This window comes from Algoriphagus aquimarinus, assembly GCF_007997215.1.
GTDB classification, from domain to species: Bacteria; Bacteroidota; Bacteroidia; order Cytophagales; family Cyclobacteriaceae; genus Algoriphagus; species Algoriphagus aquimarinus_A.
In genome coordinates this window covers 19816-34994 of sequence record NZ_VORW01000021.1, presented here as the reverse complement: position 1 = coordinate 34994, position 15179 = coordinate 19816, and the positions used below count along the sequence as shown (strand labels likewise).

The following is a 15179-nucleotide window of genomic DNA, read 5'->3' as shown; positions in this document are numbered from 1 at the left end:
TGAATCTACCTAATTCCCCGCAGATTAACGCTGAAAAGGATCGCTGATAATCGCAGATTTTTCCATAGCGATCAAAGTAAATTCACCGAGTCATTTGCGCAAATCTGCGTCATTTATCCGCGAAGCTCTGCGGGAAATCTAGTCAATCTTAAATAAACCTACACTTCAAATATTTGATCTTTTCTCCCTTATCAGAAAACATCTTTTCGTAGCGAGTCTGAATCCCAAAGTGATCGTCCTTCCATTCTGATTGATAGAAATCATGCGTGAAACCAATCAGCTCGATATCTTCCCGGGATTGGAATAGCTCCAATGAATAATTGAAAAGATCTGTATTATCGGTTTTGAAATGTAAAAAACCATCCTTCTTCAGCATGGGCTTATACATATCCAAAAAGCGTGGTGAAGTCAATCTACGTTTCTCGTCGCCATCTCTCGGAAATGGATCAGGGAAAGTGATCCACAACTCAGAAATCTCATCACCAGCAAAGTACTTCTCTAAAAGCTCAATTTGAGTTCTAAGGAAAGCAACATTGTGAATTCCTTCAGCGGTGGCAGTAGAACTACCTTTCCAGATTCTGCTTCCTTTGATATCAACTCCAATGAAGTTCTGATTGGGAAAATTACGTGCCAAGCCCACAGTGAACTCTCCTCTTCCACAGGCCAGCTCCACTACGATTGGATTAGGATTTTGAAACTGTACCTCATTCCAGTTTCCTTTGATTGTTTCAAAAATTGGCTTGCCAGCCTGAATCACATTTGGGTTCTCGTCGTTCTCTTGGAAGCGAACCAGTTTTTTTCTACTCATCTAAAGCTCTTCGATTTCTGCAACCACAAAAGTACTCCCTCCCACAAAAATCAAGTCATCTTCCGCTGCATTTTTTCTAGCAAATGCTAAAGCTTGATTTATATCAGGGATAATTTCACTTTTCAAACCCAATGAAAGAGCCTTTTCTGCCAATTGATCAGCTGGCAAAGCTCTAGGAAGTTTAGCTTCGCAAAAGACATAGTTTGCGGATTTTGGAAGCATGGACAGTACTTTGGAGATATCCTTATCCTGAACCATTCCTAGCACAAGCCAGAGCTTTGCGTAGCTATAGGTTTCTAATTGGGAAAGTATCTCCCGAAAACCAGCTTCATTATGTCCGGTGTCACAAATTACCGTTGGATTAAATGAAAGCGTCTGCCACCTACCCTTCAAGCCAGTTAATTCAGTGACATTTTTCAATCCTTCCAAAACAGCCTCATTCGGCAAGTCCCATCCCAGTTGCCTCATTTGAGCCACTGATTCTAGGATGCCCGGAAGGTTATACTTCTGATAGTTTCCATTAAGCCCGAAAATCAGATCAATCGTTTCCTCTCCCTGTGCCGAGGTCTGTGTCTTCACAGACCACTCTGACTCTTCACTAATGACAACTTTATATTTGGTTTTGCCTTCCTCTTCAGCGACTTTATAAGCTGTCCAGTCTTCATCGGCAAAAGTGATTGGAGCATTCATATCAGCAGCTTTAATCATGAAAACATCTTTCGTTTCCAGATGAGTTTCGCTGATTACCACAGGTACGTTTTTCTTGATAATCCCAGCTTTTTCTCCTGCTATCAAAGGCAAAGTATCTCCCAGAAACTGCACGTGATCAAAGCCAATGTTGGTAATCAAAGAAAGCTCAGGCGTGATAATATTCGTGCTATCGAAATTACCACCCATACCGACTTCTATGATAGCAATATCTACTTCCTCCTGCACAAAGTACCAGAAAGCCATACCCACAGTCATCTCGAAAAAGCTAGGTTTCAATTCCTCCAAGAAGCTTTGATTTTCTTCCACAAACTGTACAACCAAATCAGGAGTTATTTCTAGACCGTTTATTCTGATTCGTTCGGTAAAAGACTTGAGATGTGGGGAGGTGTAAAGTCCAGTTTTATAACCAGCACTTTGAAAAATTGCAGCTAAACTATGAGAAGAACTTCCTTTCCCATTGGTACCAGCTACATGTATTGATTTGAATTTGCGCTCCGGATTCCCGAGATGATCACATAGCAAAATAGTGCTTTTCAGATCCTTTCTAAAGGCTGAAGCTCCCACTCGCTGGAACATGGGAAGGGAATTAAACAAATAATCCAGCGTTTCCTGGTAATTCATTGCTTAATCAACCTTTACGACAAATGTGATTTTCCCTGAAGAAAACTCAGCAGCTGCTCCACCTTGCTTCTTAAATGATATCTGATTCACTACCTGACGGTAATAGGCCAACACATCATTGGACACATTGTATTCTAACGGAACTGCTTGCACTACACGACCGAGATCGTCAATGGTAATTTTGAAAACAATTTTACCGTTACGAGTAGATACTCTATCATTGATATTTGGTCGCTGTGCAAAATCCCATCCAGCAAGGTCTAGACTATATCCATCACCGGAATTCGCCCCTTTTCCGGAACCAACACCCATGATAGCTCTTCCGTCTACCGTTCCTTTGGGATCGCCTTCATCACCCTTTTCCTTGGAAGTTCCTTGAGCTCCGCCAGATGCTGGTTTTGTTCCTGTACCTGATGTACCACCAGCACCGAATATCGCTCTTTGATCGATTTTAGGCTTTTCAGGAGCTTTTTGCACTGTCTCTTTCTCCTCAGCTTTAGCTGGGGTTTCTACAGGTTTAGCAGCTTCTTTCTTTACTGGTTCTGGTTTGATGGTTTGTTCCGTGGCTTTTTCCTCACCTCTGATCGGAGATGGTTTTGTAGTCACGGCTTTATTTACTGATGGCTTTGGCTGAGCTTTTGGCTTCGCAGTCTCTGTTTTTGGACTTGGGGCTGGAGTGGCTGGTTTTGTCACTACTTCAGCTATTTCTCCCGGAGCAGCAGCTTCTACTACTGGCGTAGGGGTTTCTGAAGGGGCATTTGGACTATTTCGTTCTCCTGATCCTGTTGGAGTAAAACCAAGATTAAGCTCTAAACCGAATGTAGGTAAAGGTGGAACTGGCTGCTTCCAGACCACAATAAAATAGAGCGCAATCAAAAGCAACACGTTGAAGATAATTGTGATTACCCACGATTTTTTCTTGCTTTCGCTCTCTATTTTTTCTGCGTTCCAGTATTCCATTGCCTATTAGAATGGTTTTGTTGCGATTGAAACATTTGCTTCCAATCCTGCTGCAATTCCTCCGATCTCCACTAAATACTCCACTGGAACATCTTTGTCTATATGCAACACGACTTGACCTTTCTTATCCTTTAGTAAAGAAGTCAATTCTCCCTTGATTTGTTCCCTTGGGACAATCTTGTCATTGACAGAATACTTAAGGTCCTTAGTGATCGTAACGCTAACTTCCTGCATAATGATGTCCGAAGTTTCGCTGGAAGGTAAGTTCACAGGCAAACCTGAAGGAGTAATGAAGGAAGAAGTAAGCATAAAGAAGATCAACAACAGGAATATAATATCTGTCATCGATGACATACTAAATGCAGGATCTACTTTATTTTTAGCCTGAAGTCCCATAGATTAGTCTTGAAGCAAATCAATAAATTCTATCGAAGAATATTCCATGTTATGAACAAGCTTCGACACTTTTGATACTAGATAGTTATAACCCAAGTAAGCAATAATACCAACTACCAGACCTGCTGCAGTGGTGATCATCGCTTCGTAGATACCTTCGGAAAGAAGTTTGGGTGAAACCATTCCTTCTTCTTGTGCTATTGCAATAAATGCCTGAATCATACCGGCAACCGTTCCCAAGAAGCCAATCATAGGAGCTGCACCAGACACCGTTGCCAGGAGATTCAAGTTTTTCTCCAATTTGTAAATCTCGATTTTACCAACGTTCTCAATAGCTACTTCTATATTCTTCAGCGGCGATCCAATACGCTCAATTCCTTTAGCAATCATATTTGCAACTGGAGTATGCTCACCAGCGCAGAGTATTTTTGCTTTTTCCGTCTGTCCACTTTGCACCAATACTTTCACCTGATCCATCAAATGCGAGGAAGTTTTAGATGCTTTATTAAGGGTGATTAATCGCTCAATAAAGATGAAAATCGCAAGAATGAACAAAAGGTAAAGCGGAACCATCATGTATCCGCCTTTGATTAAAAGGTCAAGAAGTCCTATGTTATTTTTGGTGGCACCCATCGCCAGGCTATCTGCTGCAGAAAGTGTATCTGTAGAGAGCGTTTGAAGTAGAATCATATTAATATTTCAAAATCCATAAATCTTCTTTGTACTGGTCTTTGATTCGAGCTAGCTCTTCATTGATGGCTGTCCAGCCTCTTGAAGTCCCTATTGCCAAACGATAGTTTGTGACGTCTTCGTATGGTGTAATCAGGTAAATCGTCTCTGCTCTATTTTTATATTGCTCTGCTTCTTCCAAAGCCATAGCTTCATTAGGAAGGCTTCCCACTATAATAAAGAATTGAGGGCGATCAGCTTTTTCTGTAACGCGAACCAAAGTTCCAGACACCGTAGACGCAATAGTTGTACCAGTTTGAGCTGATTCAGCGACAGGTGTAACAGAACTTATAGAATCTGAAATATTATCTTGATTGTCAGGTATTTGTGTTTCTTCACTTAGGGTGGAATTGACAGCTACTTCATCATTTTCCTTTGCGGCTACGCCTTCTATAGATTCTGAAATAAGTACGCTAGAATCTTGAGTTGGAACTACAGATTTATTCATTTGCCAAATAATCACGACGACTACAGTCACCGCCAAAATCGCAGCAATCCAAACCCAAGAATTACTGGATTTTTTTTTCTCAATTTTGTATTCAGATCTAGAAACCTTTTCACTCTCAACAAATGAAGGTTTAATAGCTTGAATAGTCTTCTTTTTGACTTCTTCTACATCAATAGGGACTACCTTTTCCTCTTCTTTCTTTGGGATTTCGGCTTTTGCCAAAGGAACAACTTCTACAAATGGAAGTCCATAGTCCTTAGGATCAGTCCAATGCTTATTATCTGTGGTTTTACCAGTCATTGCTTTCGGGGAATGTTACGAAACTAAATGAATTGAGCCTAAACCCCAACCCAAAGCCTCAAACAATCTTAGAATTTAAAGGAAGCCCCTCCTATAAACTGAATTCCTCTCACTGGATAATTCAGCCAACGCATATTTTTACCATTCAGAATGTTATTGCCTTCGGCAAAAATTGAGATTCTATTGGTGATCCCATAATCCGCTTTCAATTGCAGATCTGCGATGGTTTTTAAGTTGACTACATCATACGGCCCACTGTATCCTACGACATCGCTCAAATCACGACCACGAGCTTTTATTCCGCCCATCAAATTCAAATTTGCCTGAACGATCAAACGCTCAAGAGGTGTCACTTGGTTGTTAATTCTCAATTCCCAAACAGGTTTATTCCAAGCTTCAGCTTGAGTACTTAGATTATATTGGTACAGATCCAACCTACTGTTAAGTGAATACATGTCTGAGAATTTATATCCTAGCTCAGCATTGATATTGTAAACCGTGGTCTTGTCATCATACACCAAGCTGAATCTCGCCGAATCAGTAGTCATCATATTATTGGTGTAATTGTTCACAAAGAAGTACATCTGATTGTAACGGCTCATATTGATCGCGCCGCGATAGCTAAATGCGCCATTAAACTGACCTTCTATCCCGCCTTCAACTTTGTAATTCTGAACTGTATTAAGCAATTGCTCACTTGGTCCCAGATATGGATTTTCATTTACAAAACTGTAATAGGTATTTCGTTTCACATCTCCTGAGAACTCTGCGAAAAAGCCAAACTCTTCAGCAAACTGGTAATTGGCTTTTAGAACAGGAAAGACATGAAAATCGCTTGCTTTATTTTCCAAAGAATCATTTTCAGAAACTAGATTGACTCCCGCTGTGAAATTAAATGCTTCATACTTGTAAGAAATCGTAGGACGGATAGCAAAATATGTTCTCTTCAATGAATAGTTCACATCTTCAGGACTAGTACTGAAATAGGAAAACCCAACTTTCCCAACCCAGTCATCTGTTGGTCTGAATGTCCCGCTTGCTTCGACTCCAATCTGATTTTCTTTGACTAGGTAGCTATCAGTGAAGTTTCTAAAACTCAATTGACCTTCATAAGAAAAAGGACCAACTTTCTCAAGCTCTCGAATCCCTGCTTTCACCTCAACGGCCTGTAACACGTTGCTATCAAATCCTTTAAAGGCGCCATTATCATCAAGCGTATACCTAGGATCTAAACCATAAAACTGGTAACTATCCTGATTCCAACTGATTCCACCAAAGACCTCAAATAGATCTGTAAAGTAACTTCCGTCAAAACCTAAATTCGTATGAGACTCCTTGGATTCTTCAGCCAATACAGGGCCTTTTCCAAAACTCTGATGATTCAATTGCAGTGAATAATTGAAATCAGCAATGTCAATCCCCATGTATCTGGCCTCCAACAACGGAGAAGCAAAATTACCATAGCCTGCGCGCACATATCCTGGATATAGTTCCATTCGCTCAGGAGTATAGACTTTCTGAGAAGGCTCAGCTTTCAAATCCAATGGTTTCAGATTCAAAGGATAGCTTGTTACCAAATACTTGTATTCATTCATTCCTGTTGGCTTAGGAAGCACAGGCAGTTTCTCGTACATTCTTGGCTGTACTGGCACCGTGAGGACACGGTCTTTTCGGATTACAAACTCCTGATCAGTTACCGCTCCCCTTTGCTGGGTTTGCGCCATGACCAAACCGGATGTCAAACCTATAATTCCTGTAAAAAGGATAGTTTTCGCTAGCTTTTTCATGGTTTACTTAAGGGTTTGAAGTTTGGATTGAGCCATTTGTTTGATTTCTGCATTAGTAGAATTCTCTACGATAGATTCCAAGGTCGCTTTCGCCTGGAACTCCTCCCCGCTTTTCACATAGTTATCTGCCAAAAGCAAGAAGATCCTCCCATACCAATAATCATAATTGACAAATGGGCCTGACTGATCAAATATCAAGTCGTTAGATTGTGCTACTTCACCCTTCTCTTGGGCAGCTAATGCCAATAAATACAGCCCTTCGGCTCCTTGCTCCGTTTTGTAATCAGCAACTAAAGCAGTTAGTGTTAACTCAGCTTGTGGCTTTTGATTCAATTCCCGTTGAGATTTTGCTTTGATAAGTAAGGCTTTTGGAGAAGATTCAGGAATGACTCCATCCAAAGTAGCCAAACGCTCAGCTTGTGAGATCGCCTGCTGATATTTCTTAGTCTGAAAATTCGCAATCATCAACCCTTGAACAGCCTCGGCTTCCTCAGGTTTGCTACGTGCATTTTGCACAGAAGTCTCCAAGTATGGAATTGCTTGCTCGTAGTTCCCTCTTTCCAACTCAATCGCTCCTATCTTCTGCATAGCACGAAGACGCTGCGGAGAAGCTGGCTCTCTTTCTAATGTTTTGAATTGCGCGAGCGCTTTTTCCGTATCACCCACTTGCATATAGCTATCTCCTAAGAAATAAAGTGCATCTGCCCGCTGAGCTGATTGCGGATAATTTTTCAGGTAATTTTCGAAACCTCGTATGGCTTGGGAATAGTTCTTATCGAAAAATGTCCCTTTGGCAGCTTCAAATTCCAAAGATTGAACGCTTCCATTACTTGGATTAGCTCCTTTGTATTTGGTCAAGTAGTCAGAAAACTCACCGGATCTTCCTTGAAGAGCAAGTGTTTCCTGAAGACCTTTTAGCGCAGTTTCAGCATTTTCTGCATTGGGGTGATTATTAAGTATTGTGCTGTAATCCTTAATTGTCTGATCGTAATTCTGAAGTGAGAAATTCGCCACAGCTCTACCTTCCAATGCATAAGGAACGAATGGGCTATTTGGCTTGGTGCTCAGCAAATCAGAGAACGAAACAGAAGCAGCTTGATAGCTGGTTTCTTCCATATAGATCTGTCCTCGCTGATAAAGCGCATCTTCCAAGTACAAACTATTCGGATAGCGAGAAATCAGCACATCCAATTGACCTAGTGCTTGCTGATTGCTAGATTGGAAATTTTGCACCACAGCCAATCTATAGTAAGCATAATCAACTCCCGAATTCCCCTCATTGATTGCTCGTTGGAAAGTAGAAGCAGCTTCGCCAAATCTCTTCTGCACATAGTAGCAATCGCCTAGTCTCAAAATTGCATCATCGTATTGCTGCTTGTTGGCAATGATCTGCCGATTCTCTGTAAACTTCCTGAACTGCTCTTCAGCTTTTGGATATTGCTGGGAGTTGAAGTAAGCGTAACCAAGTCCGTAATGGGTTTTGGCAACCGTACCATTATTTCCAGATGGACGATTACTTAGCACTTGCTCGTATGATTTGATCGCCTGCGGCAAATTGTCCGCTGCAGAACTGATTTCCCCTTTCCAGAAATAGGAATCTAATACCATGCTTTTATCAACTGGATATTTCAGCGATTTATCTAAATAGGCTAAAGCTGGATTCCATTTCTGATCACGGTAATAAACCATAGCCTGATAGAATGCTACCTTTTGGTAAGCTTCCTGAATTCTTGGTGACTTATTCGCGATTTTATCCATCTGATCGATGGCACGTAGGTAATCGTTGGTATTTACTAAAGCTTCAGAAAGTAAATTCTCAGCTTCTACTCTATATTTTCCCGAAGGATAGTTGTCTATATATTCATCCAAAGCAGTAATCGCAGACTGGAAACTACCTTTCTGCAAATTCACTTTAGCATAATTAAATATGGATTCTTCTTTAATTGCAGGATTGAAGTCAGATTTTGCCGCTGACTGAAAGCTCGTGGAAGCAAACTGATAATTCTCAAGTTTCAGATACGACTGAGCCAGGTAATAACTGGAAGCTTGTCCAATTTCATCATCTGCTGATGCAGACACTTTCAGGTAATCAGTAGCTCGTTGATAGTTTTTGATTTCAAATTGAGAAATACCCGCTTTGTAGACTTCCTCTCGTCCCAATTCACCTTTACGGGAATTGATATAAGCATCGTAGTTTTCGGCCGCTTTCGGAAAGTTCTTTTTGGCATAATAAGCTTCCGCCAAATACAAATAAATCACTTCCCTTTTCTCAAGGTTTTGACCATTTATCAATTTTGGCTCAGCAAAACTGATCAACTGATCGTAGCTACCTTGCTTGTAATATAGGGCTGCCAATAGATACGGAACCTTATTAGCATAGTAAGTAGATTGGGAAGCAGTTTGAAGATCAGAAATGGCTTTTGCAGTATCCCCATTTTCCATAGCGATAAAGCCACTGTAATAATAGGAATCAAAACTCGCCTGCTGATTTAGCGCTTTGCCTGCATCAAAATAAGGAGCAGCTTCTGCGTATTGATTTAGTTGAAAATGAGAATATCCTTGTTTGAAAAGCACTTCGGCTCGGTTCTCAATAGTCAGCTTTTCGGTATTCACCAACTTATAGCTAGCTATCGCCTCTGGAAAATTCCTTTTGAAGAAAAAATGATCTCCCAGATACAATCCCGCAGTTGTTACCGAAGGATCATTTCCATGATCATAAATATAGCTTTTCATCAAACCAGCTCCGTCTGGGCTTTCTACCTGTAGGGCGGCCATGGCTCGATTTAATTCAGCATTTTTTGCTTGACCAGAGTTTACAGGCTTATCTAAAAGCCTGGTATTATCATAGATACTTGCTGAAAAAAGCTGCTTCTCAAAAAGCTCCAGATTGTGATCTAGCTTCTGTTGTGGACTGGTCTGGTAGAGGCTAGACTGGGAATACGCCTCCAAACTAAGTCCAAGGCTCGCAAGGAGCACAAGGTGATATTTCATATGCTTAAAATTTGTCCTTTAAAGGCCATATGGAATCTCGTATTGGTAATAAGTATTTCACCTTTTGATGGTTACGAAATACTCGATTTCATAGTGTGGCTTAGGTAATCAATGCAAAATCTTGTAAACAAGCTCGCGGAGGTTTTCGGCTTCGCTCATACTTCCGGAGTCAACTCCTTTGAAACGAAGATCCGCCTCTTTGATGTATGCGAACACATCAATTACCTTGCCCAAATTGTAGTTTCGGGACGCTACCATATATTCTTTGACTACAAAAGGAGGCAACCCCAAAAGGCTGGCTAGCTGCTGCTCATTTGCTCCTGTTTTCTTCGCCTGATGAATCAAAGCGATTCTGGTGAAGTAGTTAAACATCAGTGAAAACATAGGAATCACCGGGTTCGCCTTTGGATTCTGGATGAAATACTGAATGATCTTGTTTGCTTTGATCACATCTTTAAATCCAATTGCTTTCAAAAATTCAAAGTTATTGTAGTCCTTATTGATTCCAATGTACTTGGAAATGTGCTCATTGGTGATTTTCGTAGGCTCCCGAAAATTGATCAGCATCTTCCCTATTTCATTGGAAAGCACTTCCAGGTTATTACCGATAGAATCCGCCAAAAGTAATGCTGCACGCGTATCTATCGAATGCTCGGTTTCCTTGATAAACCCTTCTATCCAATCCGTCAGCTTGTAATCTTTGACTTTGTCCGAGCGAACATAGACAGTTTTCTTATCCAGCTCTTTGTAAAGCGCAGATCTTCCATCCAGTTTTTTATACTTATGAGCAAAAACCAAAATCGTACTTGGAAGTGGGTTTTGTACATAGCTCACTAGCAATTTCTGAGAATCTTCTTTTGTTAGATCAGACAAGCTCTGGGCTTCCTTTACGATCACTACTTGACGATCTGACATCATGGGGAATTTCCTCGCATTATTGAGGATCATGCCGACATTGGAGTCTTTTCCATAAAGCACCACTTGGTTAAATCCGCGCTCATGCTCTGCAATCGCATTCTTCTCAATGAAGTCTGTGATCTGATCAATAAAGAAAGGTTCCTCCCCATCCAAAAAGTAAATTGGAGCGAACTTTTTCGCTTTCAGATCCTTAAGTACAGCTTGTGGTTGTTGGGGCATAAATTTGGAATATTCTCAAGCCTTAAAGATAACAGGCCTATCCATTTGCCTGCAAAAACCAAGGAAAGATTCTTTGGTAAACTATTCAGGAGTTACCTTTGTATTTGTGTAGCAGGAGTTAGAAAGTGAAAAGTTTGAGGTAAAAGTAATGAGCCTCAGAAAATATTTAGAAAATTGAAGCAACACGAATTTCGACATGTCGCCCAACGGCAGGCGAGCGCTCAGTCTGATAGACTGAAAACAATTGATATTTAAAAAGAGTAGTAAAATAAAATATTGCGGCCTCTGCGTAATCTCCGCGAACTCTGCGGTTAAAAAAAAACATTATGAGCTTCGAAAAAGGAATAGAATTATATAAATCAGGGAAATTTGAGGAGGCTTTGGCCATTTTTGATGGATTGGTAAAAGCCAATCCGGATCAGCCACAGCTTCATCTTAGTCGTGGCAGAATACTTTCCCGACTAGGAAGAACTGAAGAGGCTTTGGTGGAATTTGACCTGATCACTTCTCTAGAACCATACAATACAGATTTCATCTCTGACCGAGCGGTGGTTTTGCACTTGCTAAAAAGAAATGAAGAAGCACTCACCGAACTGGATAGAGCAGCCAATCTAGACCCAAAAAACCCCTATCGATACAGTAGTCGCGCTTATTTCAAAGATAGAATCGGTGATCTGGAAGGAGCAATTGCAGACTATGAAACAGCCATCGAGCTTGATCCTGAAGATGCAGTCTCGCATAACAATAAGGGTATGGTAGAAGAGAAATTAGGCTATCAACAAAGATCAAAGAAGAGCTTCGAAAAGGCAGACGATCTGGTCGGCTACAAATCAAAAGACCCTTCCATACCAAGCCCTAATCCAGCTGAAGAAAGCTCAAACTTCCCTGAGATTGATCCAAAAGTTAAAGCTAGGCCTGTAATTCCATCGCAAAAGAAAGAAATGAGCTTTGGCCATTTTATGAATACACTTGGAGCTGTTTTCACTGATGCTAAGGCAAGAAAAGAATTTACTGACTATTTGAAGAGCATGTTTGGTGGCAAAAAGAATGACTAGTGGGGCTTGGCTTTTCTAAAACAAAGATGCTATAACTTAAATCATGCAGCGTCCTTTGCGCCTTTCTTCGTGCCCTAAGTGATAAAAAAAACTTAAAAAGATTTAATCACCCAAAGTGGCTTATTAATGAAATAGGCCATTTTTTTTGATAAACTTTTCGAAAAAATCTGATCGAAGAAAGACTTTTTCTCACTTAGCGTAACTAGGATATCGCCCTTTGCAGTTTGCAGGTAATTCTCCAATCCCAAAGCAACGTCATCGCGGAAAGATTTCAAGATAAAATTTACTTTATCATACTTAATAAAAGGTTTGATTTCCTCTACCATAGTCATGTGCAAAGATTTGTCCAGCGCTTTGTGCGTAGTACTCACATGAACCAAATCAATCTCAGAATCAAAAAACTTGGCCACTTCCACTATTTTCTGAATAGCTATTTTATCCTCTTCTAAGTAATCACTTGCATAGACAAGCTTGCGGGGAGCTTTGAAATAAACTTTCCTAGGTACTACTAGAATATCCCGATCAGACTGCTCCACGATTCTACTGGCACGAGAGCCTATGATATTTTCTCTGAAATCATTAACTCCTTCTGTACCTACTACAATTAACCCTGCATTTATTTCAGTAGCATACTCAAGTGTCTCTTTGACAATACTGCCTTCTTTCACTATAGAAATGCAACTTTTCAAGCCATTCTTTAAGCTTTCCTTAAGGACAGCATCTTGTAGGTTTTGAAGCTTCTCAAGTACAAAGTCCATTTGATGCTTACCTAATGCATCGGAAGGTGACAGTTTCTCATAATCCTCCCGGTTCAGTACATGAAACAAAATCAAATCTGCCTTGTACTTTTCGCCCAATCTAGTAGCATACTCAATAGCGTTCAATGAGCATTCAGAAAAATCTGTAGGACATAATATTTTAAAAGTTTGCACCATAGCTTGTTAGTACCCTCTAGTTCGATTAACAACATTTACCAGTTCTCTATTTTCCCTGACCCGCTTAATATTCTCTATTACTTGCGGTGCAGCAGCCTGTGGATTGGTCACACTTGCTATATGTGGAGTCATCGCTATTTTCCAATTCTCCCAAAATGGATGATCCTTTGGCAAGGGTTCTTCGCGGTACACATCAAGCATAGCCCCAGAAAGCTGACCATTATCCAAAGCTTTAATCAAATCATCCTCAACTAAATGCTTACCGCGAGCTACATTGATAAGGTAGGTATTAGGATTGCATTTTGCGAAAAGCTCGGCATTGAGGATATTTTCAGTATCAGGAGTTAGAGGAAGTAGGCAAACCAAAACATTGACCTCTTTTAAAAACTCATCTAATTTGTCTTTAGTATAATATGGGTATTCAAAATCAGATTTTTCTGAAAAGCCAAACCCAACCACTGGAAATCCCATAGAGTGGAGCTTGTCCATTACATCCTTTCCTAGAGCTCCCACTCCCATCACGCCTACAGTCACATCCATTTCCGGAGAACTCATATCCCAGATTTTTCGAGTCTGGTTCATTTGGTAGCGAGCGGTCTGCCTATGATAATTCAGCACTGCCATCACCACATAGTTGGTCATAGAAAATGTAAGCTTTTCATCCACTATTCTCACTATAGGTATTGAGGAAGGAATTGATTTATCCCGCAAAATGTGATCAACACCAGCTCCCATCGAACTAATCAGTTTTAGATTTGGGAAATCAGAAAGGATTCCTTCTGGATGTTGCCAGAGGAAGACGTATTCGACTTTTTCTGGTTGGGTGATTTCTGGATATACCTCAAGATCCAAATCAGGTGCAAGGGCTTTAAATTCTTTGATCCAAACGTCCGGGTTTTTACCGGGACTTATAATAGCTAAACTCATAATGTTCTATACGGAGGATATAAATTGAGGATGAAAAACAACAGAAAACCTTCTTGTCATCGCAAAAAAATGAGCATTGAGTTTTATACTATTGACTCAAAAGCATCAAATTGCATAGCGTTTCAAAACATCCTATCAAATTTTACGCTTAAGTAACTTTAAACCAAATTAAAACTTCAATTTCAATGAAACAAAAAATCTCACTCACTTTAGCCTTTTTGCTGTTTAGCCTAGTTTCCTTCGCCCAGCAAATCCAAATGCCTCAGGCTTCCCCATCTGCTAAGATTGCCCAGAAAGTAGGCTTGACAGATGTGACTGTAGACTACAGTAGACCAAGTACGAAGGATCGCAAAATTTTTGGGGAGCTGGTTCCTTTCGGACAGGTTTGGAGAACAGGAGCAAACGGCGCCACGGTTCTTTCATTTTCAACTGACGTGATCATTGACGGCACGAGTATCCCTGCAGGTCAATATGCACTTTACGCTATTCCTGAAAAATCGGATTGGACTATGATTCTTTCCAAAAACATTAAGCTTTGGGGAGCGATTGGTTATGATAAAAGTGATGATGTAATCAGATTCAAAGCAGCGCCTGTCAAGCTTAAAAAGAAGAATGAAACCTTCGAAATCAGCTTTGCAAACATGACGGACACAGGTTCTGACCTTTCTTTGAAATGGGAGAATACAAGAGTTGATTTTAGAATTGAAACAGAAGTAGATCCACTTGTGATGGCTCAGATCAAAGAGTATATAATTGACGGAGAAAGCACAGATCCAAGCCTATTATATTCTGCTGCTAGCTACTATTACACCAATGATAAGGATATCAACCAAGCATATAACTGGATAAATGAGTCGGTGGAACAAGAACCTAAATACTGGACAATGCATCTAAAAGCTAAGATAGAGGCTGCTTTAGGTAAAAAAACGAATGCTGTAGAAACTGCTGCAGAAGCAATTGATTTAGCAGAGGAAGCAGGAAATCAGGATTACGTAGGATTAAATGAAAGACTCATCAAGTCACTGAAATAAATCAAAGGCTAAGTAGCCAAGTACTATAGAATAGTATGCTTGGAATCTGAATCCCATCCAATTAAGCTGCTCTCCATCGGGCAGCTTAATTTTTTTTATGGATGAATTTTATAAGTTTTCAATAGTAATCCCTGTTTGGAGATACTTACAAAGTGTCAAACCAAATATTTTTTGCTAAAACGCCTCATTATTTAAGTAATATTCTAAATATTTTCAGAGACAGTTTGGATATTAAAAAAGTTAATCTTACTTTTGTGCCGTCAATAAGACATAGAACAATTTTTCATGCCGTGAATTCCTTACTGTCGCTTGTCGGGATATTTATTAGGACCGAATGGCAGGG

13 protein-coding genes are annotated in these 15179 nt (G+C 40.3%); 2 read left to right on the top strand and 11 right to left on the bottom strand.

Annotated features, from left to right (window positions below; genetic code table 11):
• Positions 1-148: 148 nt before the first annotated feature.
• The 9 genes from trmB to holA all read right to left on the bottom strand — a co-directional run bounded on the left by trmB (position 149) and on the right by holA (position 10888).
• Positions 149-808 (bottom strand): tRNA (guanosine(46)-N7)-methyltransferase TrmB, encoded by a 660-nt coding sequence (gene trmB / locus ESV85_RS19005; protein ID WP_146920428.1) that lies wholly within the window; start codon positions 806-808, stop codon positions 149-151.
• Positions 809-2140, bottom strand: a complete 1332-nt coding sequence (locus ESV85_RS19000; RefSeq protein WP_146920426.1) for a bifunctional folylpolyglutamate synthase/dihydrofolate synthase — start codon at positions 2138-2140, stop codon at positions 809-811.
• A 3-nt stretch (positions 2141-2143) separates the two neighbouring features.
• Entirely contained in the window at positions 2144-3100 is a 957-nt protein-coding gene (locus ESV85_RS18995) for an energy transducer TonB (protein WP_146920424.1), read from the bottom strand.
• A gap of 6 nt (positions 3101-3106) precedes the next feature.
• Entirely contained in the window at positions 3107-3496 is a 390-nt protein-coding gene (locus ESV85_RS18990) for an ExbD/TolR family protein (protein ID WP_092898692.1), read from the bottom strand.
• Positions 3497-3499: 3 nt separating this feature from the next.
• Positions 3500-4186 (bottom strand): MotA/TolQ/ExbB proton channel family protein, encoded by a 687-nt coding sequence (locus tag ESV85_RS18985; protein ID WP_146920422.1) that lies wholly within the window; start codon positions 4184-4186, stop codon positions 3500-3502.
• A gap of 1 nt (position 4187) precedes the next feature.
• The gene (locus ESV85_RS18980; protein WP_146920420.1) at positions 4188-4973 is read right to left on the bottom strand and encodes a hypothetical protein; all 786 of its coding nucleotides are present in this window, start codon (positions 4971-4973) and stop codon (positions 4188-4190) included.
• A 68-nt stretch (positions 4974-5041) separates the two neighbouring features.
• Entirely contained in the window at positions 5042-6760 is a 1719-nt protein-coding gene (locus ESV85_RS18975; RefSeq protein ID WP_146920418.1) for a TonB-dependent receptor, read from the bottom strand.
• A 3-nt stretch (positions 6761-6763) separates the two neighbouring features.
• Complete coding sequence (locus ESV85_RS18970; protein WP_146920416.1) at positions 6764-9751, bottom strand: tetratricopeptide repeat protein; 2988 nt, start codon at positions 9749-9751, stop codon at positions 6764-6766.
• 108 nt (positions 9752-9859) lie between these two features.
• Entirely contained in the window at positions 9860-10888 is a 1029-nt protein-coding gene (gene holA / locus ESV85_RS18965) for a DNA polymerase III subunit delta (protein ID WP_146920413.1), read from the bottom strand.
• A gap of 326 nt (positions 10889-11214) precedes the next feature.
• On the opposite strand from holA, the gene ESV85_RS18960 reads away from it, so the two are divergent.
• Complete coding sequence (locus tag ESV85_RS18960) at positions 11215-11943, top strand: tetratricopeptide repeat protein (protein WP_146920412.1); 729 nt, start codon at positions 11215-11217, stop codon at positions 11941-11943.
• A 92-nt stretch (positions 11944-12035) separates the two neighbouring features.
• Here the strand turns inward: ESV85_RS18960 and ESV85_RS18955 are convergent, their stop codons facing one another.
• Positions 12036-12878 (bottom strand): universal stress protein, encoded by an 843-nt coding sequence (locus ESV85_RS18955; protein WP_146920410.1) that lies wholly within the window; start codon positions 12876-12878, stop codon positions 12036-12038.
• Between the two features lie 6 nt (positions 12879-12884).
• Positions 12885-13805 (bottom strand): 2-hydroxyacid dehydrogenase, encoded by a 921-nt coding sequence (locus ESV85_RS18950; protein WP_146920408.1) that lies wholly within the window; start codon positions 13803-13805, stop codon positions 12885-12887.
• Between the two features lie 185 nt (positions 13806-13990).
• On the opposite strand from ESV85_RS18950, the gene ESV85_RS18945 reads away from it, so the two are divergent.
• The gene (locus tag ESV85_RS18945; RefSeq protein ID WP_146920406.1) at positions 13991-14836 is read left to right on the top strand and encodes a DUF2911 domain-containing protein; all 846 of its coding nucleotides are present in this window, start codon (positions 13991-13993) and stop codon (positions 14834-14836) included.
• The last annotated feature ends 343 nt before the right edge of the window (positions 14837-15179 follow it).

Excerpts from the sequence above, each read along its gene's own strand:
- trmB (WP_146920428.1), bottom strand. The coding sequence starts at position 808 with ATGAGTAGAAAAAAACTGGTTCGCTTCCAAGAGAACGACGAGAACCCA.
- ESV85_RS19000 (WP_146920426.1), bottom strand. The coding sequence starts at position 2,140 with ATGAATTACCAGGAAACGCTGGATTATTTGTTTAATTCCCTTCCCATG.
- ESV85_RS18995 (WP_146920424.1), bottom strand. The coding sequence starts at position 3,100 with ATGGAATACTGGAACGCAGAAAAAATAGAGAGCGAAAGCAAGAAAAAA.
- ESV85_RS18990 (WP_092898692.1), bottom strand. The coding sequence starts at position 3,496 with ATGGGACTTCAGGCTAAAAATAAAGTAGATCCTGCATTTAGTATGTCA.
- ESV85_RS18985 (WP_146920422.1), bottom strand. The coding sequence starts at position 4,186 with ATGATTCTACTTCAAACGCTCTCTACAGATACACTTTCTGCAGCAGAT.
- ESV85_RS18980 (WP_146920420.1), bottom strand. The coding sequence starts at position 4,973 with ATGACTGGTAAAACCACAGATAATAAGCATTGGACTGATCCTAAGGAC.
- ESV85_RS18975 (WP_146920418.1), bottom strand. The coding sequence starts at position 6,760 with ATGAAAAAGCTAGCGAAAACTATCCTTTTTACAGGAATTATAGGTTTG.
- ESV85_RS18970 (WP_146920416.1), bottom strand. The coding sequence starts at position 9,751 with ATGAAATATCACCTTGTGCTCCTTGCGAGCCTTGGACTTAGTTTGGAG.
- holA (WP_146920413.1), bottom strand. The coding sequence starts at position 10,888 with ATGCCCCAACAACCACAAGCTGTACTTAAGGATCTGAAAGCGAAAAAG.
- ESV85_RS18960 (WP_146920412.1), top strand. The coding sequence starts at position 11,215 with ATGAGCTTCGAAAAAGGAATAGAATTATATAAATCAGGGAAATTTGAG.
- ESV85_RS18955 (WP_146920410.1), bottom strand. The coding sequence starts at position 12,878 with ATGGTGCAAACTTTTAAAATATTATGTCCTACAGATTTTTCTGAATGC.
- ESV85_RS18950 (WP_146920408.1), bottom strand. The coding sequence starts at position 13,805 with ATGAGTTTAGCTATTATAAGTCCCGGTAAAAACCCGGACGTTTGGATC.
- ESV85_RS18945 (WP_146920406.1), top strand. The coding sequence starts at position 13,991 with ATGAAACAAAAAATCTCACTCACTTTAGCCTTTTTGCTGTTTAGCCTA.